Source organism: Thermogemmatispora argillosa, from assembly GCF_059696725.1.
On sequence record NZ_AP019377.1, the window covers coordinates 2744446 to 2770035 of the forward strand.

General features: G+C 60.9%; 20 protein-coding genes and 1 tRNA gene. 7 read left to right on the plus strand and 14 right to left on the minus strand.

What is annotated here, in order from left to right:
- Window positions 1-180: 180 nt before the first annotated feature.
- From AC6H1L_RS10675 to AC6H1L_RS10690, 4 genes are all read right to left on the minus strand, one after another.
- Window positions 181-879: a YrzE family protein gene (locus tag AC6H1L_RS10675; RefSeq protein WP_497601470.1), complete on the minus strand. Its 699-nt coding sequence runs from the start codon at window positions 877-879 to the stop codon at window positions 181-183.
- Between the two features lie 33 nt (window positions 880-912).
- A complete protein-coding gene (lepB, locus tag AC6H1L_RS10680; RefSeq protein WP_497601471.1) occupies window positions 913-1479 on the minus strand; it encodes a signal peptidase I in 567 nt (188 codons plus the stop codon).
- Between the two features lie 682 nt (window positions 1480-2161).
- Window positions 2162-2545 (minus strand): CBS domain-containing protein, encoded by a 384-nt coding sequence (locus AC6H1L_RS10685; protein WP_297166229.1) that lies wholly within the window; start codon window positions 2543-2545, stop codon window positions 2162-2164.
- Window positions 2546-3037: 492 nt separating this feature from the next.
- Window positions 3038-5155 carry a glycosyltransferase gene (locus tag AC6H1L_RS10690; RefSeq protein WP_497601472.1) on the minus strand — a complete coding sequence of 706 codons (2118 nt, stop codon included), beginning with the start codon at window positions 5153-5155 and terminating at the stop codon, window positions 3038-3040.
- A gap of 994 nt (window positions 5156-6149) precedes the next feature.
- On the opposite strand from AC6H1L_RS10690, the gene AC6H1L_RS10695 reads away from it, so the two are divergent.
- Together AC6H1L_RS10695 and AC6H1L_RS10700 are read left to right on the plus strand one after the other, a co-directional pair.
- A complete protein-coding gene (locus AC6H1L_RS10695) occupies window positions 6150-6917 on the plus strand; it encodes a GspE/PulE/PilB domain-containing protein (protein WP_497601473.1) in 768 nt (255 codons plus the stop codon).
- 69 nt (window positions 6918-6986) lie between these two features.
- Window positions 6987-8489 (plus strand): alkaline phosphatase family protein, encoded by a 1503-nt coding sequence (locus tag AC6H1L_RS10700; RefSeq protein WP_497601474.1) that lies wholly within the window; start codon window positions 6987-6989, stop codon window positions 8487-8489.
- Here AC6H1L_RS10700 and AC6H1L_RS10705 read toward each other — a convergent pair.
- From AC6H1L_RS10705 to AC6H1L_RS10740, 8 genes are all read right to left on the minus strand, one after another.
- Entirely contained in the window at window positions 8464-9102 is a 639-nt protein-coding gene (locus AC6H1L_RS10705; protein WP_497601475.1) for an RNA polymerase sigma factor, read from the minus strand. The two genes, AC6H1L_RS10700 and AC6H1L_RS10705, sit on opposite strands and share 26 nt — an antisense overlap.
- 674 nt (window positions 9103-9776) lie before the next feature.
- Window positions 9777-10709: a hypothetical protein gene (locus AC6H1L_RS10710; protein ID WP_497601476.1), complete on the minus strand. Its 933-nt coding sequence runs from the start codon at window positions 10707-10709 to the stop codon at window positions 9777-9779.
- A gap of 27 nt (window positions 10710-10736) precedes the next feature.
- Entirely contained in the window at window positions 10737-12140 is a 1404-nt protein-coding gene (locus AC6H1L_RS10715) for an AI-2E family transporter (RefSeq protein WP_497601477.1), read from the minus strand.
- 400 nt (window positions 12141-12540) lie between these two features.
- Window positions 12541-12614: transfer RNA gene (locus tag AC6H1L_RS10720), tRNA-Gln, on the minus strand.
- 108 nt (window positions 12615-12722) lie between these two features.
- Window positions 12723-13406: a 2-oxoacid:acceptor oxidoreductase family protein gene (locus AC6H1L_RS10725; RefSeq protein ID WP_497601478.1), complete on the minus strand. Its 684-nt coding sequence runs from the start codon at window positions 13404-13406 to the stop codon at window positions 12723-12725.
- 5 nt (window positions 13407-13411) lie between these two features.
- Window positions 13412-15487: a thiamine pyrophosphate-dependent enzyme gene (locus AC6H1L_RS10730; RefSeq protein WP_497601479.1), complete on the minus strand. Its 2076-nt coding sequence runs from the start codon at window positions 15485-15487 to the stop codon at window positions 13412-13414.
- 481 nt (window positions 15488-15968) lie between these two features.
- Window positions 15969-17558: a MocR-like pyridoxine biosynthesis transcription factor PdxR gene (pdxR, locus tag AC6H1L_RS10735; RefSeq protein ID WP_497601480.1), complete on the minus strand. Its 1590-nt coding sequence runs from the start codon at window positions 17556-17558 to the stop codon at window positions 15969-15971.
- Window positions 17536-17655 (minus strand): hypothetical protein, encoded by a 120-nt coding sequence (locus tag AC6H1L_RS10740; RefSeq protein WP_497601481.1) that lies wholly within the window; start codon window positions 17653-17655, stop codon window positions 17536-17538. Before AC6H1L_RS10740 ends, pdxR begins: the two co-directional genes overlap by 23 nt.
- Before the next feature lie 162 nt (window positions 17656-17817).
- Here AC6H1L_RS10740 and AC6H1L_RS10745 point away from each other — a divergent pair, with 162 nt between their 5' ends.
- The 4 genes from AC6H1L_RS10745 (at window position 17818) to AC6H1L_RS10760 (ending at window position 21803) form a co-directional block, all read left to right on the plus strand.
- On the plus strand, window positions 17818-18666 hold the full coding sequence (locus tag AC6H1L_RS10745) for an eIF2B alpha/beta/delta subunit family protein (protein WP_497601482.1): 849 nt from the start codon (window positions 17818-17820) through the stop codon (window positions 18664-18666).
- 542 nt (window positions 18667-19208) lie between these two features.
- Window positions 19209-20837: a gamma-glutamylcyclotransferase family protein gene (locus tag AC6H1L_RS10750; RefSeq protein WP_497601483.1), complete on the plus strand. Its 1629-nt coding sequence runs from the start codon at window positions 19209-19211 to the stop codon at window positions 20835-20837.
- A 158-nt stretch (window positions 20838-20995) separates the two neighbouring features.
- Entirely contained in the window at window positions 20996-21289 is a 294-nt protein-coding gene (locus tag AC6H1L_RS10755) for a GYD domain-containing protein (protein ID WP_497601484.1), read from the plus strand.
- 280 nt (window positions 21290-21569) lie between these two features.
- The gene (locus AC6H1L_RS10760) at window positions 21570-21803 is read left to right on the plus strand and encodes a hypothetical protein (RefSeq protein WP_497601485.1); all 234 of its coding nucleotides are present in this window, start codon (window positions 21570-21572) and stop codon (window positions 21801-21803) included.
- On the opposite strand, the gene AC6H1L_RS10765 is transcribed toward AC6H1L_RS10760, so the two are convergent.
- Complete coding sequence (locus AC6H1L_RS10765; protein ID WP_497601486.1) at window positions 21804-22832, minus strand: gluconeogenesis factor YvcK family protein; 1029 nt, start codon at window positions 22830-22832, stop codon at window positions 21804-21806.
- Between the two features lie 402 nt (window positions 22833-23234).
- Between AC6H1L_RS10765 and AC6H1L_RS10770 the strand changes: the two genes are divergently transcribed.
- Complete coding sequence (locus AC6H1L_RS10770) at window positions 23235-24044, plus strand: PadR family transcriptional regulator (RefSeq protein ID WP_497601487.1); 810 nt, start codon at window positions 23235-23237, stop codon at window positions 24042-24044.
- A gap of 542 nt (window positions 24045-24586) precedes the next feature.
- Here the strand turns inward: AC6H1L_RS10770 and AC6H1L_RS10775 are convergent.
- A complete protein-coding gene (locus AC6H1L_RS10775; RefSeq protein ID WP_497601488.1) occupies window positions 24587-25483 on the minus strand; it encodes a hypothetical protein in 897 nt (298 codons plus the stop codon).
- Between the last annotated feature and the right edge of the window lie 107 nt (window positions 25484-25590).

The following is a 25590-nucleotide window of genomic DNA, read 5'->3' on the forward strand; positions in this document are numbered from 1 at the left end:
CTCTCTCGGACTCTTCCTCTCTTCCCTCGCCGCCGCACCGATAAAGGGCGGCAGCCGAGGGGAGAGAGGAAGCGGGGAAAACTCCGAAGATCAGATGAGATGAAACGCCATGAGGCCAGCCTGCGTGGCTGGCCTCTCTTCATCTGTAGAGGCTCTTGCTCGCTGTCAACGCTTCTTAGCTTAGCTGTAGCCCACGTAGTAAGGATGGCGACGCGTTGCCAGCCAGGCACCAAAGAGAGCGGCAAGCCCTTCCAGCAGGCCCAGCAAGAGCATAAAGATAATGGTTACCACAATACCCCCCACCACTCCGCTAAAGGTAGCGTTGCCGGTCGCCGGGGCATTGGTCGGGAAGCCAGGAATCGAGTTCGGCAGGAAGACCGCCCCCAGATAATAGAGCAGGCCGGCTACAAAGCCGGCAAGGAAGCCAAAGCTACGCCGCACTGCCAGTTTGCCTACGATAAACCCTGCAACGGCGCAGATGACGAGGCTGATGAAGATGACCAGGCCACACAGCGTCGTGATCGATACGGCAAGCTGATAGGCATTTTGACTGGCGAGCCGCTCCGCGTTGGCAAAGAGGGAGGCATTGAACAGCACAATAGCGATGTTTTCGGCGGCACAGAGAAGACCGGCCACCGCTCCCACGATGAGCGTCGGTAGCAGGCGACCCCTGGGTAGCTCCGGCTGACTTGGCTCCTCGCGCTGGTGCATGTGCCGGCGCAGCTCGCGCTCTTCTTCCTCCTCCTCCTTGCTCTGATCCGGGAAGGGCGCAATATGATGGCGATGCCGCCTGTGACGCTCCTCACCCTCATCATCATCTTTGCCCCATTCCTCGTCTTCATGCTGATGCAATGGATAATGCTGCTCTGAATCGTTCATCTATGGCCACTCCCTTTTTTGATTGATCGGTGGTCATTTGCTGGTCGTTTGCGGGTTGTTCGTAGGAATACGGGCAAAGACCGCCGGATAGGTATTGATCACCTGCCATTTATCGATAGGCCAGTAGACGGCGATCGCCTTACCGACGATATAGTTGCGCGGCACGACGCCCCAGTTGCGCGAGTCGTCGCTATCGGGGCGATTATCGCCCATCACAAAGTACTGATCTTTGCCCAGCTTCCAGACATTGGCGATAGCATTGTAGGGGGCCTTGATATAGGGTTCATTGAGCAGAACGCCATTGACCCACACATGGGTACTATCCGTCCGAATGACATCTCCGGGAATGCCAATGATGCGCTTGATAAAGTCCTGGCGCGTATCCAGCGGCCAATGAAAGACAATGACATCACCGCGTTCGGGCGGGTGAAACAGATAGGCCAGCTTGTTGACTATGACATTTTCGCCGTCGACCAGCGTCGGCTGCATGCTTACATTTTCAACATGATAGTTTTGAATGGCAAGGCGTGTTGCCAGGAAGAGGATTAGCGCCAGGGCTATGACTTCCAGGATATCGCGGGCAAGATGTGCTCGTTTCAAGACCGTTACCTCGCCTGTTCCGATCACTAGATCCGGGCGGGCGGGAGAACCGCGCCGGCTCGCTCGCTCCTCTCTCACCCGGCCAGACAAACGCCCCAGCCAGCTTGCCCACGGGCCGGTTGGGTTTCCCGGCAAAAGCTGGCTTGTGCACTCCTTCTGCGAGAGATAACTACTCCATCTTGGCACATTATAGCGAAGTCTGGCACTGGCTTTCACTTCGCCTCTCACCCACGGGAGAAAGCAGCCCAATGGTACCAGCCTGCCAGTCTCGCGGCGGCAACCACCGCGCCCGGACGGACGGACGGAGCCACGGTCTCTCTCCGGCACAGGCTCACCTCTACGTAGCTGTGTGCGTGCCCGCCCCGCTTGCGCTTTTGTCGACACCCCGCACCCATGCGTGAGGGGAGGCGATCTGCTCTTTGCCTGGTCCCGCCCTGATCCTGTCCTGAGAGAGCGCGCGGCCCGAGACGAACGCACCACCACAGGGTCACACGCCGCAGACAGATCCCTCCCCTCCCCTTGCTCTCGCCAGCTGAGAAGCGGATAGCGTCAGCATCGTTCAGACGCTGACCAGGCAGGCGCCTGCCTCTGGCCCTTCTCCGTTGGCTGGCTAGCTGGCCAGGTCGCTCGTGGTCTCTACGCTACGCTTCAGCTTTCCTATGATAGCACGAGATGCCAGCTTCTACCAGTTGCGCACAATGAGGTGTCCAGCGGCTACAGCATGCACAATATCGGCGCGGCTAACAATACCGACGAGCCTGCCATTTTCGACAACGGGGACGCGCTTGATCTTGCGCTCGGAGAGTAAAGCGGCGATCTCTTCCAGGGGAGTTTCTTCGGAGACAACGATCAGCTCGTGGCTCATGATATCAGCGACGCGCAGGCCCTCGCGGTTGACTTTGCTGATGATGTCAGCTTCTGTCACCATGCCTATCAGCCTGCCGTCTCCATCGACAACCGGTGCGCCACTGATACGCTTCTGATCCAATAGTTGAGCCGCTTCCTGGGCACTCGCTTCGGGGCGAATGGTGTAGACAGTGCGGGTCATAATGTCTCTCGCGATCATTTGGTACTCTCCTCTGCTGCGCTGCTGACAGAACGAAGCACACGAATAGGCAGACGCATCCACGCTCAGCTCCGGCGACGCGGCGCGGACAGCGATACCACCCTGTATCGGCGCCTACCCTTCCCAAGGCACTGGGTTGATCCGCAGAGATCTCAAGGAGCAGCAAGGTTCCTCTGGTTGCATCCTCACGGAGGCAAGGCCAGCATGCCGCCCGTTGCTCACAAACGAGCCTGGGGTCCAGAGCGCAGATCTGCTACCGCTAACAGGCCAGGCAGGTTGAGGCCTCCCCGCTGAACCGCTCTGCTTACGGACAGGGGAGAGCGACCTGCTCTGTTACCGGGTTGCTCGCCTGGCGTCGTGTGAGCCGCCCCCCATGAGTCCCTCAGTGAGTTTCTTTCCTCACCGATCCCCCGCTGATACATTACCATACCGGGCAGCAGAGAGGCGAGGGTCCCGGTCCTTCACTCGGACGATCGGCGTCGCCAGATTCCACTACCAACGGAAGCGCTCGTAGAGCTTCACGAGGCGTCGCGCGTAGTCGCGCCAGCCCGTCACCGCTTCTAGCTGCGGTTCAGCGCCGGTGAGGCGCAGCAGCTCTTGTGCAGAGCAGGAACGCACCTCACTGAGCGCCCGCTCTAGATCCGCTTCATCCGAGGCGTGATAGAAGACCACCGCTTGTGAGGCCGGTAGATCGGCGAAATTGGGGAGCGCTGGAGCCACGACTGCCCTCCCGTAGGAGAGGGCCAGCAGCGCGAGTTCAACATTGCCGGCGCGCAGATGCGAGCGCTGCGGCAGAACCAGGGCATCGGCAGCTCCCAAGTAGAGCGGGATCTCATCATCAAGCGGGGGGCGGAGAAAGAGATGGAGCATGGGCATGCGCGCTGCTACCTGCCACAGGCGCGCGGCCCGGGGGCGATCAGGCGGCACGCCGACAAGTAGCAGATGGGGTCCCTGCGAAACGTCGCCCGGCACAGGCATCAGCTTTTCCCAGAGGCGGCGAAAACTCTCGCAGAGAGTGAGCGTCTCCTCTTCGCTGTGCTGGTCGGCGAAGCAAAGGTAGACATAGGGAACGGAGGCCGGAATGCCAAGGCGCCGGTAGGCCTCGGCCCGCGGTAGAGGAACGGCATAATAGCCGCGAAAGCCAGCCAGGGGAAGGCCGTGCGCCCGCTCTCGTAGAGAGCGTTCGTAATAGCAGTCCTCGATACGCTGCGTGGGAACAAGGATGGCGTTGGCCTGATGCAGGAGGAGGCTCTCTAGCCAGCGACGCAGCAAGGGACGGAAGCCCCGAGCACCGTGCCACCAGCCTCCGCTGTCGGCAACGACCAGCGGCAGCCCCAGGCGACGCGCCAACCAGAGCCGCAGCAGCAGATTGAGACCGCGCCGCAAGGGTAAGCACCAGGCCCCCGGACGTTGCAGTTGCACAACGCCGCAGGCCTGACCATCCAGACTGCGGTGACGCCAAAGCCAGGTGAGCGAGAGGCTGGCGCGTTCGACTTGACAGGCCAGCCCTTCGCGCCGTAGAGCCTGCGCCAATAGGAGGGTCGCCGCATCGCACTGCGGCGCCATTACCAGTAAGACCGCCAGGCTGCCCTCTTGGGGAAGGGGACGCCAGAGCAGGCTTAAGCGCTGCTGAAAGCGTCCCCAGCAGCGCACGCTCTCCATAGTGAGATGCAGGCGCTGCGCCGAGGTGCCGCGTGTGATCAGGAGCTGGGGCTGTTCTACTAGACAGAGGCGACCAAGACGCTGTAGATCACTGAGCAAAGCTCTCCAGGACAGACAGGCATTGCGCTCCTCGGCACGCTGGGCAAGAGCGGCGCTCAGTTCCATGAGTACCTCAGAACGGCCTTGCCAATAGGCGTGGCCGATAAAAAAGGTGCGGCAGAGGCGGGCGGCATGGGCGCGATGAGCCACCAAAGCGCGTGGCTCATACCAGAGCGCATAGCCTGCAGCATGAAGACGCCGGCAGAGATCTTCTACACCCAGCCGCGTTGGCACTGCCAGGCGCTTATCGAGGAGCGGCGAGAAACCGCCAACCGCCCGCAGGGCAGCAACTTTAACAGAAAAGTTGCTGCTACTCAAACTCTGGGGCGCCTTTAGCTGTAGACGCTCGCTCGCAGGAGCAAAATAGCCGAGCACAGGCAGCAGTTCATCGGTCAGCCAGTAGGGCCGCGGCGCCTCCCAGTAGAGTTCCACCCGCCCCCCAACGGCGTCGGCTCCGGTCTCGGCATAGGTCTGCAGCAGATGCTCCAGGAAGCGTGGCGAGGCAAGGGCGTCATCGTCAAGAAAGACGGCAATCTCTCCCCGCGCCACTTCCAGCGCCGTATTGCGCGCATAGGCCAGACCATTGCGTCGCTCGATCAGGCAGCGTACCTGCCAGTCACGCTCATCCGGCGTGCGCGCTTGCAAATAGCGCTGCAGGACAGCGGGCGTGCCATCCTGTGAGCCATTGTCAACGACAATCACTTCGTAGAGATGACGCGCTAGCGTCTGACGCCGCAGGCTGGCCAGCGCTGAGAGCACAAGATTACAACGGTTATAGGTACAGAGAATGACGCTCAGCTGAGGAGAACGACCCTTGCCACGCTCGTTCCCACCCGATTGCCTATGCATAGCCCCCTCCCGGTCCGGTCCTGGTCCTGGAACGCCAGGCCCGTCTGCTTCCTTCCCTCCGCTCCGCCACAGGTTCCAGTCAAAACGATAGGTAGACAGAAGGATCACAGATCACGAGCCAGGGCCGCGCCGGGCACAACGCACACCACCAGCCCCCGGACTGGTGACGCGCGCCATGCCTGCCGACCTCAAGCCCGCTCTCCTGCTCCCGCAGTCATCACCTCAATGTGACAGCAGACCTGCTCTATCCACTCCGGTTCTGGCGAGGTCTTCGCCTCACAGGTTACGAGCGCTTCCCAGAGGCCGCCAGATAGTACAGAGGCCTTTTCTGCCTCCGACTGCGCCGCGCACTCGCCGTCTTTCCCCCCACCTGGAAGAAACAGCTCTCCGGCCTTCCATTCCCCGTGTTCCGCAGGTGCAAAGACACTGGCATCCGGCACCATGCCTTGATCTGGGGCTAACATCGGACTCCAGCGGATTTTCCACCCAATTAGATAATCATTCATGCTCCCTGCTACCTCCTAAGCAGGCCTTCCTGCCTGCTTTCTTCACCTCGCTTCTTGCTTGCTTGTTTGCTTGTTTAAGCGCTTGCGCCGGCGCCTGCTGGCCTGGGCTGCTCAGCAGAGAAGGGGCGGCCATGATCAGGTCAGCCTGTGAGCGTTCGTTCGCACGCAAGGGGAGAAAGGGAAGCTCTGATCAGGCCGCCTTGTACCTGCCACAGTATGGCACAGGTTCTCTGGCCCTGAGAAGAGAAGTTCAGTTGCGATCAGGTAATATATTTCGTTTCCTGGTTAAAGATAGAAAACACGAAATCATTATTTTTCTTTACTATTAAGGTTTGTTTTTAACTCTTCATCTACCAGGATAGACAACCCTTATTTCCATAAAAAGAGTATACTACATACGCAGCATATGGCGCATGCCATGCTCCGTCAATGACGGGCGGCAAGTGGCAGGAAGCGGCAGGAAGCAGCAGCCTGTAGAGGAGGATGGTGTGAAAGACGAGGAGCGCATAGGACCGCAGGAAGCAGGGGCAGCCATGTCTCCCATGTCGTCCGCAGTGGGCAACGCCCTGGCGATACTAGACGGCGAGCCATTTGCGCTGATCCATTTGCAGGCGACCGCCCAGTCGGCGGCAGCGCTTGAGCGGGCCGTACGGCGGATTCGGCAACAGATTCGGGCCAGTGACTTGATCCTCTTTCGAGAGGGCGAATGTGCTCTTCTCCTGCGCTCGGCCACACTGGTGGGAGCGGAGGCCGTCATGCGGCGCCTTGGCCCTTTGCTGGCCGATGTTGAGCACAGCGTACGGTGCCTGGCCGGAGAGGCTGCGCGCCAGTTCCTGCACGAGCTGCAAGGTCGGCAGCCTCACCTGATCGGAGGAGAACAGCGAGAGCGTGGGAATCAGGAGCAGGCGCAGCAAGGAGAGGAGGCGCCAGCGCTCGAGGCGGATCAGGGTCAGACAGCCAATCAGCTCCCTTATCTTGCCTTTCTGTCCAGCTACCCATCGCTGCGCCTGCTTCATCTGCTGCCCTACGAGCTGGCCCGGCGCTACCGCTGCGTGCCCATCGGCGCCGAGCGAGGGACCTTGACACTTGCCACTGTGCGCCGGCTGGATCGCGCAGCCCTGGATCACCTGCAGACAGTGACTCAGCGTGCCATTTTCCAGGTTCGCTGCGAGCCAGAGATGATCAGCGAGATCCTCCACTATTGGGAGCAGCAGCAGCGGCGACTCTTCACTGATCAGCCGCGCGACCCCCTTTGAGGATGAAAACTTGAGCACAGACCGGACCAGTGAGCGACTGAGCGAGCGAGCGAGAGAAGGTGAAAGGATATGACACAAGTGGCCATTTTGGGATTCGATGGCATGGACGCAGACCTGCTGCGTGTCTATGGGCCGGCTCTGCCACATCTCAGGCGCCTCATGCTAGAGTCACCGTTTCTGGAACTCACCTCCAGCATTCCACCGGACACTATCCCGGCTTGGGGCAGCCTCTACACTGGACTCAACCCCGCCAATCATGGCCTGCTATCCTTCCTTCCTTGTGACTCAGAGCCAGGAAGCCACGACGGGGTCCAGGCAGAGCCACCCGCCCTCACCTGCGGCACCACTTTCTGGGACCTGGCCAGCGCCAGCGGCAGGCGGATCTGCGTGCTCAACCCCTATCTCGCTTATCCCGCCTGGCCCGTTAACGGGATCATGCTTGCTCTTTCACCGCGCGATGGCAGCATGAGCATTACGCCGGAGGAATACGAGCTAAGCCTGACCTTTCCCCCTCCGCCGCGTTTAGCCGGGCGAGCCGCGCGCGCGCACCGTGAAGAGCTACGGGCCTTTTACCATGAATTGGTGAGCTGCACCCTGCAACAAGCGGCCCTTGGCCTTGAGCTACTCCAACAAGAGTCTTGGGACCTCTTCTTTCTGCAAATCAACACACTGGATATTATTCAGCATCTTTTCTGGCACTACAGCGATCTCAGCGATCCGGCTTATCCAGGGCAGAGCGAGCACCTGACCCGTATCCAAAGCTTCTACCGTCTTTGTGACCACATCGTGGGCGAAGTACGGGCAGCGCTGCCAGCCGAAAGCGTGCTCATGGTTGTCAGCGCCTATGGTCATGGGCGCCGCAGCCACCAGCGGGTGAATCTCAACGAGTGGCTACGGCGGCAGGGCTTACTGACGGTTCAGGCCCGCAGCCTCCACCTCCTTGACCGCCCTTTCTCACCTCGACCACGCCGGCGCCCGGTCTCCGATGAGCTGCTGGCCCATGTCGGGCTTATCGCGCGTGAACGCCAGGCATCGACTCGTTCAGAGTCAGGCCTCATCGACGAAGAACATTCACTGGCGCGCGTGCTCAGCCTGGGAGGTGATGGCCCATTCGGTGGTGTGGTCCTTAATCGACAGCGTATCCAGGAACAAGGTCGGGACTACGAGGCGCTGCGCGTGAGCCTGCAGGAAGAGATGCTACGCCTGCGTTCGCGCGGTCGCCCTCTACTTCGCTGGGTTCGCAAACGCGAGGAAGTCTATCAGGGCAGATACCTGGAGCGACTGCCGGACCTGCTCTTTGAGCTACAGGGTGATTTGGCAATTGGAGACGAGTTGTATGTACCGTTACTGACAACGCAGACAGCGAGGCGCACTATCTCGGGGGTCCATCGCAAGGATGGTGTCTTTCTCATCGGTAACCTCCTCCACCATGAGCCAGAAGTGAGTGATGTCCACGAAATCACTGTGATGGATGTCGCTCCTACGGTGCTTCGCCTGCTCGGGATCAACAACGTGGTTCGCTTCGATGGTCAGCCGCTCCTGGCCCTCAAGGCCGCTGAGCCGCTGCCGTGAAATAGCGCTCCGAGAGCGAGTGAGAAGCCATCGCCTGGTCGTTGGCATCGCTGGTCAGAGCCTGGCGCAGATTGCACAGGGCGCTTTGGATACGCTTTTTCAGCGTATTCTCCGAAATGTGCAAGGCCCGAGCCATTTCAGGTAAGGTCATGCCACTGTAGTAGTGCAAGACAATGGCCACACGCTGCTTGGTGGGCAGCCCCTCGACGGCTCGCGCCAGATCCCAGCTCCGTTCAATTGAGCCTTTGTGCAGCTCGGCGGCTCTGGCCAGCAGGTCTGTCTCTAGATCACAGAGCGCCTGACGCAGAAAGGCACTGGAGCGCGCCAGACGACGCTTAAAGCTGATGCATTGATTGACAACAATGCGAACCAGCCAGGGGCGGAGGGCGCCAGCTTCACGTAGATCAGCCAGATGATGCCAGGCCTGAATGAGGGCGTCTTGTACGATGTCTTCAGCAATGTCTCGATCGCCTACGATCATGAAGGCTGTCCGTAACATCAGCGAGCTGTACTGCAGGGCGAGGTCGCTAAAGGCGTCTCCATCCCCACGCAGAACCCGTGTAATCAGTAGCTGCTGCTGATCAGCCTGCTCTTCCTCTCGCTCACTGCTCATTGGCTCTTCTAAGGGAAGACCTGTCGTGGGCGCAGGCAACAGCGGCCCAACGGCGGCTGTCCCCGCTGCAGGGCCTGCCGTGGCAAGCTGGCCAAGCTGACCAGGCTGGCATTCTTGATATAGCGTGAGTGAGAGCATGGTCTATTTAACCTCCTGCATATGCAAACCACATACAGATATATAACATACTATATACAATATAGCAAGGGATGCATACCTATAATTGTCTGTATAGAAAACCTTTGTATAAAGTTGAGCATACTTTTTGTGTGCATCATGTAAACAATCACCCGCCAGCCCGCTCCACAGGCCACAGGCTTCCCTGAAACGCCAGGAAACAAGAAGCTACACCAGGCCCCTTAGCCCCGTCTCGCACGAGGGCCCGCTCCCCCTGGGATCGTCAGAACTACCTCACACGCATCTCACCCACACGACGGCAGGCAGACCGTCCCACTCTTCGTCTGGCCGCAGCTACAGCCCGGCGGAGCCTGGCATCGCCGGACCACCCTTGCGAACGGCCCGCAGGTCCAGCACTGCACCGCACTGAGACAAAAACTGGCCGCCCGAGGTGAGCAATGGAGGCAGAGGGAAGCTAAAGGGGAAGGAAGGAAGCAAGGAAGGAAGCAAGGATCGTCCCCGACGCGGCTGCCATCAGCCAGCGAGGCGGGGGCGCTCTACAAGGGGAGAGAACCGCGGGCGCGGGCCGCAGTCAGAACCGCAGCGCGGCCCTGCCGTTGCTCTAGCGTGAGAAAGCGCTGCAAGCCCTGACCATAGAGATCACGGCGCCGCAGCAAGCGCCGGACCATGCGCTCTTCGCCCAGGGCCTGCAAGACATGGTAGGCTGTCCACTCAGCAAAGCCTTCACCAACTAACAGCGGTAGCTCTTGCAGCCCCTGCCAGGCCTGCCAGGCATGGGCCAGCTCATGGGCCGCCACAGCCTGAAAAAGGTCGCGAGGTAAATAGTGCTCGATATAGATATCCTGAGCCTGACCCTGTTGCAGGAACATGCCGAGCAAGTGGGGGTCACTGCTCTCCCCTCCCTCTCCTGGCTGCAAGCTGCGCCCGTGCTGCTGATGCAACTCTTGCAGCACTTTCCGCTCACATAAATGGAGGCGAGGAAGAACGGGCAAGGCTAAGCCAGGTTCTTGCTGCAACACGGCAAAGACGCGCTGATAGAGAGGTTCGGCCTCCTGGGGGCCCTGGACGGCCTCAGCCCAGCAGAGGGCACATCGGCGTGTCACGCCGTGGAGCCCGGGCAGAAGGCGCCCCCGCTCGTTTAACGGAGCCTGACAGACATCGCAGCGAGGGCGTTCCTCAAGGCAACGCTGGCAATACTTTACCGGCGAATCGCCAATCAAATAGGCTGTTTCCAACAAAGCCCGGCCACAGCAGCCACAAAATGCCACTTGCGAACGGCAGGCGGGGCAGAGCACGGCCCCCCCCGCCTGTCCCAAATGGCGCCCTGGCAAGCCGCACCGTTGACAGCGTGGCGCCGTGCTTTCGCAGGTCGGGCAGATGACCAGCCCGTTAGGATACATCAGGTATTGCCCTACCAGCGCTAGCGGTGCGCCACAGAGGTGGCAAAAGCGAGGAGACCGGCGGCTCATAGGGCCTCGTTTCCTCTAGATAGTTCTTCAGAGCGGCTGCTCAGAGGTGGAAAGGGTTGGGGGAACCTCGGCAGAGGCTGGTCCATTGCCGACGCCGCCATGATCGCTCTCACCTTGCTTCTCACGACTGCTGTCCGCCAGCGTCTCGGCGGGCACTGGCACGCTAGCCCCGACAGCGCCGACCTCTCGTAACGAGGCCTGAGTGGGGACGCTCTGCTCAGCCGGTACCGGTCTGACCGGGAAAGAGGTCGGCCTGGGCAGCGGTACCGGAGGCTCTTCAAATTGCTCTGGATTGAGGCTGCGCCATTCCTGCCAGACAGCCACCAGCAGCGCCTGCAACACGCCCGCCAGCGGAGCAGCGAAAATCGCCCCGATCACCCCAAACAACTCAGCACCGGCCAGCAAGGCAAAGAGAGACACCACCGGATGCAGGCCCACAGCGCGCCCGACGATGCGCGGCCCAATCACATCCCCCTCGATGATATGCACACCAATAAAGTAGGCCAGCACCAGCACCGCCGTTAGCCAGCCCTGGCTAAGAGCGATCAGAACGCAGATCGCCCCCGACGTGAGTGTCCCTAAGACCGGGACAAACTCGAGCAAGAAAGCCAGCACGCCAAGCAAGACTGCATAGGGAACCTGGAGAATGAACATCCCCAGGCCGACCAGCACTCCTACCAGCGCCGAAAGCAGGAGCTGGCCGCGAATGTATCCACCCACAACCCGCTCAACTGTATCCAGAAAGAAGCGGGTGCGCGCCCGCTGCCGCGTCGGTACGCCTCGCCTCAGCCAACGTACCGCATGCTCGCCGTCGATGAGCAGATAGATGCTCAGCACCATCACGATGATAATATCGAGGATGCCTTCAAAGACCCCGGTGACAATCGGCAGGGCACTGGTGGCTATGTTCTGCAGCTGATTGAAGAGCTGCTGACGCAGGTCGCTCAACTGACTGGCACTAATCCCAAAACGATTGAGAATCTCCTCTAAGGGCGTGACCGAGCCTCCGGGCCGTGGGGTCAGCATCTGCTGCACATAATGCGCCAGAGAGACGATCTGCTCCACCGTCGTGCTGATCACGAAATAGAGCAGGACACTTAGCCCGCCCAGGACGACGAGATAGACGAGGAGAATGGCCACCAGGCGGGGGACGAAACGCTCTAATAAGCGCACCGCGGGAGCGATCGCGTAGGCCAACAAAGCAGCGATGACCAGCATCAGCAGCGAGTGAGCGATATGGCTGATCCCCCACAGAGCCAGCACGCCGAGGGCCATCCAGGCCAGAATCGCTAACGGAATATCGCGCCTGCGCGTCCAGCGGGCGGCGGAACGCATCTCCTCCTCTAAAGAAGTTTTGCCGGCTGGTTCAAACGCTACTCTCCCGGCTGGATCAGTGTCGGTGCCAGTGCCTCTGCCTGCGCCAGTCGACATCAATGGTGAAGCCCCTTTCTTTCTCGCTTGCTTACTGACTGAAACAAGACCATACCAGCGAATCCTTCCCTTCCCTAAAGGCGGAGACCCCAGGGATCGCCAGTCTGGCTCTCGCGCTTTTCAGCGCTGTCCCAAGATTCTCGCTGATCTTGAAGCCGGCAAAACCGGCATGGGGAACACGCACATCAAATAGAAAACGTATCTACTTATTATACGACAGAGTCAGCCAATCGTTTCGGATGTTTTTCCGGCGATAATCTCCCCCTTTCAAGCCATACCATCCCCTCTGTCATCCGTCTTACTCCGCCTTTTTTCTCCTTTGCCGCCCTATTACCCGCTGGTGATCAGCGGCGCTGACCAACAGGCAAACAAAAAAGGAGAGGCTGGTAGCCTCTCCAACTGGCTGGGGTGCAGGGATTCGAACCCCGATTGGCCGATCCAGAGTCGGCAGTCCTACCGTTGAACGACACCCCAACAGGCTAGTTTGCCAGACAGCAACGGTTTGGCTTTGACCGTGTTCGCGTATGCATATTACCGCAGCCACAAGGATTTGTCAAGCCCCAGCCTGGCTATGCGGCTAGACTAGAGACCAGAGCCATCTGTCTCCGGCGGCAGCCGCAGCTGTGCCCCATACTGCCAGCCACAAGCGAAGAAGCGCCGCGCCCGCAGCGCGACGGTCGGTAGCTCTGCCAGGCGGCGAGCCAGCGCCTGCTCCAGGGAAGCCCGGGGTAGCAAGCCTGTGGCGCTGCAACAGACAGCAAGCATAAAGAGGGAAAGGAGGCCGGGAGGAACCTCCTCGCCCGCTGTCTCCGGCTGGCTGGCCTTTGGCCGGACGCGACAGCGAGGCTCAACAAAGATGCCCGTGACGCCCTGTTGGTGCAAGACAGAGGCCAGCATCTCCTGATCGGGATAAGGCTGGCCCAGCAGGGTTGCCGCCAGAGGAGGGCGTCGCCAGGTCGAGATAAAAGCCAGGGCGCCGGAGCGCGCCAGCGGCAAGATGCGCAGCACCTCACTCATCTCTAAAACGATCAGCAGGTCTGCCTCTCCTGCCGCGATGCGCGGCGTAGCCACGGAGCCGAAGCGCAGATGACAACAGGCGCTACCTCCCAGACGGGCCAGGCTCAGCGGCGCGAAAGTGTGCACAGTCAAGCCCACGGCGTCGGCAGCCAGGGCCATCACCTCCAGGGCGGTCTGCAAACCTTGGCCCCCGACGCCGGCCAGGACCAGGGCTTGCCAGCGTGGCTGTAGCTCAGAAGATGCGGACATTGACTTTACTCCTGCACCAGCAGGGATGGCCAGGCCAGGGCCTTCGTCTCGCCCTCGGTGCTGGTCGCGCTCTCCAACGGCCTGATTGCCCCGAAAGGACAGGCGGCGGCGCAAAGGCCACAGGCCACGCAACTGAGCGCATCAATATGCACACGCGCTGTGTGCTCGGCTGAGGTTCGCCTTTCGGCGTCCTCATCTGCCGAGGAGAGCACCACCGCCGGGCAGCCAACCTGATAATAACAGGGCAGTTCCTCACAGCCGCGCCCAGCACAGCAGAGCGCCTGATCAACCTGGAAGGGTGCCGTATGGCCAGGCAACAAGCGCCCCGGAACCGTACACGGTGCCCGCGCAATGACTACCGCCACTCCTGAGCAATCCAGAGCCTCACGCAGCGTCGCAACCGTAGCCTCCAGATCATAAGGGTTGACCGTACGCACAAAGGTTACACCACAGCCGCGCACGATCGTTTCAATATCGGCTCGCGGCCTCTCTGGACGCCCGGCGCCGTCATGCCATGACCCTGGATTCGGCTGCTGCCCCGTCATAGCCGTCAGACCGTTATCGAGCAAGAGCAAGGTCAGACGTACCCCGGATTGAACCGCGTTGAGCAGACCGGCAATGCCTCCATGAAAGAAGGTACTATCACCCATCGCCGCCACTACAGGGCGCGCAATGCCAGCATACTTCAGCCCCTGAGCAATGCCTATACTGGCCCCCATTGAGACCTCGGTCCAGCAGACCGAGAGCGGCGCATGCATGCCCAGGATGGTACAGCCGATGTCGCCCGTCGTGATGACCTCATCGGGCTGATAGCCAGCGAGCAGCAGCGCTCGCCTGAGAGCGTAGTAGGTCATGCGATGGGGGCAACCAGGACAAAACTCCAGGGTGCGCGCTAAAGGAGCCGTAACGGACGCAGGAGCTGTAGTCGAGGGTGGAGCCACCGTCTGAGTCATTTGGTCAGCCAGTGCCCGAGCCTCAGCAGCAGCCTCGTGATAGTCAGCCGCCGCCAACAAGGCAGCCAGAGCGCGGGCCACGAGCGCAAGATCGTACTCGCCCACGCGCGGCAGCAGCCCATTGCGCTTGCCAAACAGACGTAGCTGGAGACCATGCTCAGCCACCAGGGCCGCCACCTGGGTCTCGATCAGCGGTTCCAATTCCTCCAGGACTAGCACGGCGTCCAGCGGAGCCAGGAAGGCCCGTAGCTCCTCCTCGGGTAAGGGATTCACTACCCCGAGCTTGAAGACCGCCAGCGGCGCTCTCGCCCGCAGGCGCAGACGTATCTCCGCCAGATACCCCGCGCTCACCCCAGCCACCACTACACCGACGCGCCGCGCCTGGGAGGGAGTCGCCCTGACCCAAGCATCGTCTGGCTCTTCACACCTATTGGCCACGCTTAACAAGCTCCCCGCCCGCTGCAAGCGGGCCAGGGCGGCCGCATGTTGCTCGCGACACCACTGAGGAACCGCCTTTGTAAAGCGCGCCAGATCACGGCGAAAGTCCACCGCTGTCTCAACGGGAGGGCGCTCCAAAGGCGCCACCCGAATCCAGCTCTGAGCGGCGGCCACCGCCGTCGTGCCAAGCACCATCACCGGGGCGCCAGTGAGTGTCGAGACCCGGAAGGCCAACAAGGTCATCGTATAGGCCTCCTCGGGATTAGCCGGCATCAACAGCGGCAGGCTCGCCAGCCGCGCATAGTAGCGCGAATCCTGTTCAACCATCCCATAGAAGACCCCCACATCATCCACAGCATAGATCACCAACGCCCCATTGACGCCACTGTGAGCGATCGAGAGCAGCGAATCTGCCAGCACATTGAGGCCCGACATCTTCATCGTGACCAGGCTCTTCTTACCAGCCCAGGCGGCCCCGGTAGCGACCTCGAGCGCTACTTTCTCATTAACACTCCACTCGGCAGCCAGGCCATAGCGCGCCGCCAGCGGCATGAGCGCCGCCAGCGCCCCACCGCCGGGATTGCCAGGATAGCCGGTTGCTACATGCACGCCAGCCTCCAGAGCAGCCCGCGCCACCGCCTCGTCGCCGCTCAGAAACAGCCGTTTGCCCGGCGCAGTCAGCCGATTCAACTCCCGACACTCCTCTTGCTTGCTCTTGGCGCTTGCAGCATCGGCGCCCTTCAGCCAGTACAGGACCAGTGCCGCTGACTCGCCCCAGCCTGGCCGGTCCGGCGCAAGATTACAGCCAGAACCCAGCCCAGGATCAAGGCTAAGACCCTCCTGGCTAAGCCGGCGCGAGGATACAGAGCACAAACGCGATCGCCAACTGTTCTGCTTACTTGCTTGCTTCTGCCAGAGAGTGCGCTCAGGTGGTACTCGGTCGGCAGCTCGCCAGCCATGCTCTACGTCCGCTTCAGCGAGCGCCAGGGAGGGGAAACGCGATTCAGCCGGTCTGGTCCGGTCTGCCATCTGAAACGCAGCGCCGGCCCTACCTGGTCACCATTTTCTGATACTCTCAGGAGGCTGTCAACAAACGCATGTTAGGACAGAGCGCCTCGCCATTAGTCAGCCGGCGGACGAACACGCTAAAAGGCCACCAACAGTCAGGCGACTAGACCATCGGGATATGCTCCGGCGGGGAGGAGCGCGCCTGTTCCTGATTGCGCCGAAGCAGCAAGCGCTTGAGCACCACCCCGATGCGACGTACTCCCTCTTCAATCTGCTCTTCCGGAGGATAGGCATAGCTCAGGCGGATATACTGTTGACCGCCGCCGTCGACATGAAACGGTTCGCCGTTGAGCAGGGCCACCCCCTCGGCAGCCGCTTCGCGCAGAAGGGTACGGGCCCGCAGGCCAGCAGGCAGACGACACCAGAGATGGAAGCCCCCGCCAGGCGGGTTAACCCGCACCTCCCGAGGCCAGTAGCGCTCAATAGCCTGGAGCATCAGATCGCGCTTGCGCCGATAGGCGGCACTGAGACGCTGTAGATGCTCATCCAGCCAGCCACGCCGTAATACCTCGGCCACCAGCCACTGACCAAGGGCATTCGTGTTCAGATCGAAAATCTGCTTATGCAACGAGAGGCGCTCAATCATTGGGATCGGTCCGGCCAGCCAGGCCACACGCAAGCCCGGCGCCAGCATTTTGGAGAACGTGCTCAGATAGATCACCTGCTCGCTGCTATCAAGAGCCTTCAGCGGCGGCGGAGGCGGCGTATCAAAATACAGCTCGCCGTAGGTATCGTCCTCCAAGACTGGTACCTGATAGCGTCGACACAGGAGCAGCAAGCGCCGCCGGCGTTCGGGGGCCATCACCACCCCCGTCGGATTCTGAAAGGTCGGCAGCGTGTAGATCAAGCGCGGGCGATGACGCGCCAGCACGCTTTCCAAAAGGTCCAGGCGCATGCCGTCGTTATCCAGGGGGATACCGATAACTCTCGCCCCTAAAGCACGGAAAGCCTGAATCGCCCCGATATAGGTCGGGACCTCGACCACAACCTCATCGCCGGGACGCAACAAAAAGCGACCGACGAGGCCGATGCCCTGCGTCGAGCCAGAGAGGATCAGAATATGGCCGGCCTCCACAGGAACGCCGCGCCGGCGCATGCGCATGGCCACCTGCTGGCGCAGGCTCTGCAGCCCCTCTACGGGGCAGTAGCCGAGCGCGTGCTGACGCTCAGGCAGCAGTGCCTCCTGACAGATCGTGCGAAACAGCTCCGCTGGCAGCAAGGCCGGCTCCGGCATCGCACTGGCGAAAGAAATCAGCCCACCATACTCCGCCAGTGCCATCAATTCGCTGAGAACGCGCGCATCTGGGCCAAGCATCTCGCTCTCTCCCGCAGCCAACCCCACCAGCCAGGAAGGCATCTCAGGCTCACACTCCTCATCTTGCAATGAGAGCAGGCTGCGCCGGACCAGCGTCCCACGCCCGACATGGCCTTCGATCAGGCCTTCGCTCGCCAGTTCGTTGTAGGCATTCATCACTGTTGTGCGATTGACTCCCAGCTCGCGCGCCAAGGCCCGCTCAGTTGGCAGGCGAGCCCCTTCAGGCAGAGACCCGGAGAGGATCGCCTCACGTAATTGGTGATAGATCTGCCGATAGAGCGGCACACTGCTGCTGCGATCGAGCCGAACAAAGACAGAGGCGGCGGGAGCAGCGGACCACGAACGCGAACGGCGCTCAGATGGGCGTGAGTGTCGCATGTTGTTTCCCCCTCCTGCATTGGCTCATACCAATAGCAGTGTAGTGCGCTCTCTGGCGAATCACAAGAGCCAATGCCAGCAGCAAAAACAGAACCAATTGAGATGGCTCTGGCCCGGCAGCAACCCAAAGAGAGGGGCCAGTACACGCTAGCTGGCCCTGTTTTGGCTCTTGGCACGTTCCCGCAGGGAGAGCGATAATAACTAGTAATGGCAGCGACCAAGCCCGAAAGCCAAGCTAGAACCAGGAAGGGAGAAAAGCATGAAGAATCTCCAGGAGCGCATTGAGGCTGTGCGCAATGACCGCGAACATGGCTCACGTTGGCTGGTGGGCGAGACGATCGCCATATTGGAGGAGCTGGCACGCGCTCCGTACAGCTCGCCGGAAGAGGGGCTGGCCCAGCTACGCGCCGCTGGTGAGGAGCTGATGCAGGCTCGTCCAGCAATGGCAGCCATCGCCGGGGCGGTCAGGCGTATCCTGCAGGCGCCAGGGGGGCTGGCAGGCATGGCCCTGGAGGCCGCTCGCTTGCGCGAAGAATACGAGCGTGCCCCGCAGGCCATCATCGCTCATGCGCGCCCGCTGCTGGCCGGCACCCTGATGACGCATAGCCTCTCGGGCACTGTCCTGGAGGCTCTACACGCCTGTGCCTCCCAGATCAAACGGGTCATCGTCCTGGAAGGACGCCCCCGTTACGAAGGGCGCGAGATGGCTCGCCGCCTGCAGGCCATGAATCTGGCCGTGACGCTCATTACCGATGCCGAGGCCGCCATCTTTCTCCCAAGTTGCACTGCCGTAGTGGTCGGCGCCGATAGCGTCCTCGCCAACGGCGATGTTCTCAATAAAGCAGGCACCGCCCTGCTGGCCTGGGCCAGTCGCGGCTACGGCATCCCTTTCTATGTCCTGTGCGAGTCGTTGAAAATCTCCCCCCAGTCCTGGACCGGTGACCTCTCCTTACTCGAAGAGAAAGAGCCAGAGGAGGTGCTGGACGAGCCTATTGCCGGTATCGAGGTGCGTAACTTCTATTTCGACCGCACCCCCGGCGAGCTGATCACCGCTATTGTGACCGAGCGCGGCTTTTTCAATAAGGAACCGCTCAGTGACTTTCGCTAGCCACAGGTCCTGTAGACTTGGCGAAAGCGATTCAAATGTGTATCCTATCAATTGCAGTAGCCTAACCATCTCTCGCAGCATCTCCATATGCTGCTTGTATGCTCCTGCAGACTTGTATGCTCCTGCAGAGCGAGAAGAAAGATCAGGCAGAGGGCTGCGCAGCGGTCCTCTTACACTGTGTCTTGCTTCCAGCACCGCGAGAACTGGCCGTCTGGGACCTGCTGCTATGCTGCGCGTCGAAACGCCCCAGTCAGGGAGCTGAGAGCGGCAGAAGAGCAAGCAGGAGCTGGTCAGTCGCTGAGCGAGTCGGCCTGCTCATTTGATTGATTGGCCGGCCCGTCAAGGCTCCTGTTTGCTGGCCTGACCAGTCCCAGCCATCAGGCTGCTGCGAGAGCAAGGGAGCAGGCCAGGTCTAGCCCTGGCACGCACGATATGGCACTATGGCATGGCGCGGCGCACTGCCGCAGGCAGAGGCCTTGAGGATGCACGCACTAGAGAGGGAGAAACGGGCACCGCGCCTGGAGTTGGAAGGGGGAAGTGATATGCACGGTGAGACTGAGCAGCCAACTCAGGGAGAGCGACGGGTCAATCAATCAGGCGAGGCACAGCCGGCGCCTGATCAGAAGCGGGAACGCGAGGCTATCAGCGAGCAAGAGCGACGGGAGAGGAGAGAGATGCGCGAGGGACGCGAGGGACGTGGAGAGAAGCGTAGACGAGGAGACGATTTTGTCGCGCCTGGCGTGCCCATTGTGCGCAGCAGTACGCCGCGTCCACCTTCGCTGGCGCTTGGCGAGGCAGGGAGCGCTTTCGGCCCCCGCCTGACAGAGGGAGGCGCGCCGTTCCCGGAGGAGGCACCGGCAGCGCCGCCTGTCCCCGAGGAATACAGTTCCCTGGAAGAAACGCCGCTGCCCATCGCCAGCCAGGTGGCAGAGAAGGAGGAGGTGGCATCGGCGGCTCAGCCGGGACAGGGACAGGAGCGCAATGAATTTCTGTGGCTGTTTGAGTATGGCCCCGAGATGGATACGGTGCTCTTGAATAGCCCTCAGTTGCTGGATGGGCTGGCGCTGCCTTACGGACCAGGCATGCTCAAGGGCTATGAGCTGGGTTTCGGTGCAGTGCGAACAGCAACGGGCGAGGTGGTGGCCTCGATTCTACCGAGCAGTGACCCGGCTGCCGCTGTTTGGGGAATGCTCTACCGGGTGCCCCGCCGGCTGGCCTTGCCGGCAGAGGATGGGGTCGTGCCCCTGGATAGGGTGCACGATGCTGTTCCGCCAATCGGTCTGTTCGAACCACTGACGGTGGTGGTTCACGAACCTCTGCGCCAGCGTGAGATTACGTGTACAACCTATATCGCTTCGGCGACGGTTCGCAAGTATTTTCAGCCACGTTTGCCTGAGCGCTATGTCGGCGATCCTTATGTACGGCAGCTATTGGAAAGCGCTCGCCGCCAGAAGCTGCCAGAGAGCTATCTGCTAGATCTGGAAGGCCGGATCAGCTCCCCCGCCTCTGAGCCAACGGCGGGTCCGGCCACGCGTGGGATGACCAGCGGATCAGCAGGGTCAGTAGTGGCGCCTCCTTTCACTGAGAAAGTTGAGCTGGATACAGAGCCAATCATGGCCGTTACGGGCAAGGATGAACGCACTACTCCGGCCTCTCCTGTTCAGGCGCCCCCAGCTTGGCAAGAGCCAGCTCTGACCGCCTCGGGCCAGCCGTCAGGTGCCCCCGCCGCGTCACCCTCTGCTGCCCCCCGACCCGCCCCCCAGGGTTGGCTTCTGGCTCTGGCCATCTATCATGCGCTCTTGCTTCTGGCCGTCCTGGCTCTGGCTATCAGTGAGGGACTCGGCTTCGGCCAGGTGATCTTTACGCCGGACTTCGCTCCCTTTGGTGTCCCCTGGCTGGTCCTGGCCTACGGCTTGCTCGGCGGCTGCGTGAGTTGTCTGGTCTCGTTGCGCCAGCCGGCTTCACGAGGTCAACCGCTCTTTTTGCTGATCACCTGGTTTGTACGCCCCTACCTGGGTATGGTCCTGGCTATGCTGGCCTATCTCTTGCTCGATAGCGGCTTGATCGTGCTCGGCTCACCACCCGGACATGCGAATGCCCTCTTCTCTCTGGTCGGTATGCTGGCCGGCTACTGCGAACATCGCCTTTTCTTTCAGCACCCCTCAACTTGAAAGAGGAGTATTACATACGCTTTGATTTAAGAAAGGATTGACAGGTTGGCAGTAGAGCTTGTGAAAGTGCAATTGGGAGTGTACAATTGCAACAGAAGACTGACCCTGTAGCGCTCCATCTTGAGTTGAAGACCTGTCAAGGGCGAGGAGGTCCTCAGATGCCAACCTACATCAGCCTGGTCAATCTGACCGAGCAAGGGATCAGGGAAGCCAAGAATGCCCCCGAGCGTCTCCAGATGTTCGAAAAGGCGGTCCAGGAAGCAGGAGGCAAACTTATCGGCTTTTATCTTGTCATGGGCCAATACGACTACGTGATCATTACCGAAGCTCCTGACGATCAGACTGCCGCGCGCTTGATTCTTGGCACCATCGCTCAAGGCAGCGTGCGAACCCAGACGATGCGAGCGTTCCCGCGCGAGGAGTTCGAGCAGATCGCCCGCAGTCTGCCGTAGGTAGAGCAAAGCAGAGAGAGGAGGGTCGTAGTCGCTCAATGTGTTGGAGGGGGGCGCAGAGCTAAACCACGCGGTAGGAGAAGAGTCAGCCAGGAGAAAGCAGCAGACCTGTTGTTGCCAGGCAGGTGTTTGGCCGCGCTTCCTGGTCATCTATCCGGTGCTCAGAGAGAGCCAGGAGAGCAAGCCACGCCTCACGAGGCCAACTAACCAGCGAGGCCACCACGCCGCCGCCTGTCTCTGTCCATTGAGGCTTGTTAGATGCCCGACAGGAGCGCCAGCGATGGCCTCGCTGTCTCAGTATTCTTCTGCGCTCACCGGTCGCGTCGCTGCGGCCAATGGCTTCCCTGCGCTCCCTCTTCTCGCTGCTCCACAGCGGGGGTTGCTCTGCCGACTGCCGTTGATGGCCGCCATCCCTATCGGGAGGACCGGGCAGAGCCAGCGGCGAGCTGTGGTGCGCCGCTGGCATCTGGCGAGAGAGATCAAGGCCGCTGAGTTTAAGCCTGGCCGGACTTGATTAGAAGGGATCTGACGAGAAGATAGCCCGGACCAGGCGTTCGGGATCATGGCGCGCCAACATGTCATCTTCCAGATTGAAATGACCGATGACCACGTTGGGCACCAGTCGCGTTAGACGAGCGCGGTCAACGACCACCGGCTCGCTTTTCTCCTCGGCATAGGTACGGAGCACTTCCGGAGGGAATGGTCCATCATTGACTATGACCCGGTCGACTCGGCCACCGAGGTAGCGATGGATTTCGCTGACGAAATCGGAGGCTTTGTAGCCATCGGTCTCGCCATGCTTGGTCATCAGATTGCAGACGTAGACCTTTTCGGCCTCGGACTCGCGCACAGCTCGCGCGATATCCTTGACAAGGAGGTTGGGGATCAGACTCGTGTAGAGGTCGCCCGGACCAATGATAATGACATCGGCCCGGCGAATGGCGCGGATGGCTTGAGGACAGGCGGGGGCGTCCTCGGGCACCATGCGCAGGCGCACAATGGGCGAGAGTGGTCCCAGGTTCTTTTTGCCGCGCGTGTCGATCTCGGTCTCGCCACAAATGGTGGTGCCATCCTCCAGGTCAGCGCAGATGGTGGTCTGCGCCAGGGTGACTGGCAACACCCGTCCGGCGGTATTGAGTAGCTCCTGGGCGTCTTCGATAGCGAGCATGAGGTCGCCATTGTTGATGTCCTGGAGTCCCTTGAGAATCAGATTCCCCAGGCTGTGACCTCCCACCCCGCCTTTGCCTTCTCCCTGCTCGTCCGTGGTCTCAAAGCGATGCATGAAGACCTCACGCCAGAGCGCCCCATTGCGCGCCAGTGCCACAAGCGACATCCGCAGGTCTCCTAGCGGCAGTTGACGCCGAAATTCATCCATGAGGCGGCGCGAGCTTCCGCCGCTGTCCGACATGGTGACAATGGCGCTGATGTTATACGGGTACTTTTTGAGATGCGAAAGGAGGGCGAAGGTCCCAGAGCCTCCGCCAATGGTGACTACTCGTTTTCCGACGTGCCACTCTCCTGGGCGATAATACTGTTCCGGCACCTCACATCTCCTGTGGCTGATTCCAGTCTCGACTGACAAACGATGTCTACCTCTCTCGCTGTGTTCCCTGATCTGCTACTAGATCCAATCTAAGAGAAACTATACACGCTTGGTGAATGCTGGTGATAGAGTCTCGTCTTGGCCTTCAGTCGCTGCGGGGCATGGTCAGTTGCTGGCTGTACGAAATTGGCGGCTCCCTCGCTCCCCCCCCACTTCCTCAGTTTATCATCCTATCACGCCCCCCGGCCTTCTGCAAGCCGCCTGCTTCGTTCCCCTTGACAAGTATACGATATATCGTTATACTGAAGGAGAGTTTTCGATATATCGCTATCTGCAGCGCCGCGGTCGGCCGCCTGAAGAGCTACCGTGTAGATAGAGAAGAGAAAGGAGCATGCTAGGTTCATGTTCGGTCGACGCTTTGTCTGGCAACATTACGGCTGGGACGATGGTGACTCCTTCCCGTGGCAGCGCCCACCCAGGCCCTCGTTCCCCTCTTTTTGGCAGGCGCGCCGGGCCCGGCCTCCCTTCGGAGCGGGTCCTCACGGTCCGGGCCCTCATGGGCCAGGCCCCCACGGTCGAGGTCCTCACGGGCCTGGAGCCTTTTTCGAGCGGCTGCGTCTCTTTGGGCGCGGCGATCTGAAATACGTCCTGCTGGAGTTGCTCCAGGAGCGCCCCATGCACGGCTATGAGATGATGAAGGTGCTAGAGGAGCGCGCCGGTGGCTTCTATACGCCTAGTCCCGGTTCGATCTACCCAACGTTGCAGATGTTGGAGGACCGCGGCTTTATTACGTCGAGTGAGGTTGAGGGGCGGAAGGTCTATACGATTACCGAGGCTGGGCGCGCTTTTCTAGCCGAGCATCAGCGCGAGGCGGAACGCTTCGGCCCGGCCTGGCCGCTGCACTCCGTTGGCGCACGTTTCTGGTCGCCAGAGCTGCAAGCTCTGCGCCAGGAGGCCAGCGAGGTGGCTCGCCTCTTTATGATCGCAGGCCGCTCCTCGCTAAATGACCCCGAGCGGCTGGCTCGCCTGCGGAGCATCATTGAGCGGACGCATAAGGATCTCAACGATCTGATCTATGGCTCTGCTGCGTCAACCGCTAGCGCCAGCTCCGCCGGTGCTCCCAGCGAGGCCGGCGAAGGCCAGACAGAAGGGAAGGCTTCCCCTTCCGACCCCAACGCGGAAGCGGAAGATAGCTCCTCCGCTGGGGCGTAGTCTCGCGCTTTGAGGCCGGCTCGGCTCGCTTCTGCTCTCGCTCTCTCTCGCTTCTCAGCGCGCGGGTCGGGCCGCCTCTCTCTTGTCCTCCTCTGTTGAGGCACGCGAGACATGAATGGATGAACAATTGCTCCTCAGCGAACCGGGACGGATGTCTGAGACTGGTGAGCACTTTTGTGCAGTTACGCTCAAAAGCTCTGCCTTATTCTCTCAGGTTCCCGAGGTTCGCTTGCCGAGTGTTGTGAGTCCAGCTCTCCCTTGCAACACAAGGGGCAAAGAACCCGGGGTACCTTATATCCAACCTCTCCTATATATCTTGTGTTACAAGAGGCATTTAGGTTATACTGTAGGGGACGGGAGTCGCTCTACCACTCTGTGGGCGCGGTGGTGGGGATTCAGATATCCCGTTTCTTTCTTTTTTGGCGACAATTAAGAGAAGAGCACAGCGGGCGCGGGCGGATAAGCGGCGCATAGAGCAGGTGCGCGCTCTGTTCCGCAAGCGGGGCCGGCTGCGCGCGGGCTGCCGCTCCCTCCAGCGCCGACTAGGAAGCCGGCTCGGGTCGCAGCCGTACCAGAATGAGACCCAGCCACAAGGTCCAGAGAGCGAAGAGCAGGAAAGCTGGCGTAGTCAAAAATGCCTGGCCGCCGGCCGGCGCCAGAGCCACCTGCACGGCGCTCCCTATCAGAAAGAGTGCCAGAAGAATCGCCACATAGCCCAGCGCTACCCAGAGCGGTGGCCAGAGCTGCAAGCCACTGCGTGTAATCACGACCCCGAACAGCAGCGCTGCCAGCGCCAATAGCAGCCCTCCAACCGTATTGGCGACCAACGTACAGACGCCCACCACCAGCGCAAAACTCGGCATCAGCACAGACCCAGCGCTAAAACCGCGCGCCACTCCTACCTGATAGACCGTGCTGGCCAGATTGCCCAGGATCAGTAAAAGAATACCCAGCATACCACTCCAGGCCGCGATGACCGCAAACCCCTTGCCGCGCCAGGGCACGGCTAGCAGCTCCTCAGCCGTCTGGGGCAGCGGCTTGGAGCCACCGTCGGCGCTGGCCTGGCCGTCCTCGGCGGCTCCCTGTCCCTCGTCCAGAGCAGCCGTCTCCTCCGCTGGCTCTCCGGCCCCACTCTCCTCGTCACGTCCCAGTACCTCCTGGGCCACGATGATGCGGAAGAGTGTGAAAGGCAAGCTAAGCGTGAGAGCAAAGGCGGCGATTTGCAGCAGGCGATAGAGAGCGAAAGCCCACAGATGCGAGTGGAGCCAGAGGACATAAACACTAAACTGGCCACGGCTGGCGGCGGCCAGGGCCTCCCCATAGCCGTGCGGCAGCAGCCAGAGCCACTGATAGAGCGGCGCTCCGAGCAGCAGCAGCAGCGCCCCGAGCACATAATAGGAGCCATTGATCCGCAGGCGCGTCAGAAACGTGCGTCTCATCCGGGACCTCGTTAGCATTGCACAAGCTGTCGTCTATATCATAGCAAGACGAGCTGAATCCCGGCACGGCATGGGCCTTTCGGTCTGCAGGCCAGATGATGATGATC

Coding starts and splice junctions, on each gene's coding strand:
- AC6H1L_RS10675 (WP_497601470.1), bottom strand. CDS start 879: ATGAACGATTCAGAGCAGCATTATCCATTGCATCAGCATGAAGACGAG.
- AC6H1L_RS10685 (WP_297166229.1), bottom strand. CDS start 2,545: ATGATCGCGAGAGACATTATGACCCGCACTGTCTACACCATTCGCCCC.
- AC6H1L_RS10690 (WP_497601472.1), bottom strand. CDS start 5,155: ATGCATAGGCAATCGGGTGGGAACGAGCGTGGCAAGGGTCGTTCTCCT.
- AC6H1L_RS10700 (WP_497601474.1), top strand. CDS start 6,987: ATGACACAAGTGGCCATTTTGGGATTCGATGGCATGGACGCAGACCTG.
- AC6H1L_RS10705 (WP_497601475.1), bottom strand. CDS start 9,102: ATGAGCAGTGAGCGAGAGGAAGAGCAGGCTGATCAGCAGCAGCTACTG.
- AC6H1L_RS10710 (WP_497601476.1), bottom strand. CDS start 10,709: ATGAGCCGCCGGTCTCCTCGCTTTTGCCACCTCTGTGGCGCACCGCTA.
- AC6H1L_RS10715 (WP_497601477.1), bottom strand. CDS start 12,140: ATGTCGACTGGCGCAGGCAGAGGCACTGGCACCGACACTGATCCAGCC.
- AC6H1L_RS10725 (WP_497601478.1), bottom strand. CDS start 13,406: ATGTCCGCATCTTCTGAGCTACAGCCACGCTGGCAAGCCCTGGTCCTG.
- pdxR (WP_497601480.1), bottom strand. CDS start 17,558: ATGCGACACTCACGCCCATCTGAGCGCCGTTCGCGTTCGTGGTCCGCT.
- AC6H1L_RS10745 (WP_497601482.1), top strand. CDS start 17,818: ATGAAGAATCTCCAGGAGCGCATTGAGGCTGTGCGCAATGACCGCGAA.
- AC6H1L_RS10750 (WP_497601483.1), top strand. CDS start 19,209: ATGCACGGTGAGACTGAGCAGCCAACTCAGGGAGAGCGACGGGTCAAT.
- AC6H1L_RS10755 (WP_497601484.1), top strand. CDS start 20,996: ATGCCAACCTACATCAGCCTGGTCAATCTGACCGAGCAAGGGATCAGG.
- AC6H1L_RS10760 (WP_497601485.1), top strand. CDS start 21,570: ATGGCCTCGCTGTCTCAGTATTCTTCTGCGCTCACCGGTCGCGTCGCT.
- AC6H1L_RS10770 (WP_497601487.1), top strand. CDS start 23,235: ATGTTCGGTCGACGCTTTGTCTGGCAACATTACGGCTGGGACGATGGT.
- AC6H1L_RS10775 (WP_497601488.1), bottom strand. CDS start 25,483: ATGAGACGCACGTTTCTGACGCGCCTGCGGATCAATGGCTCCTATTAT.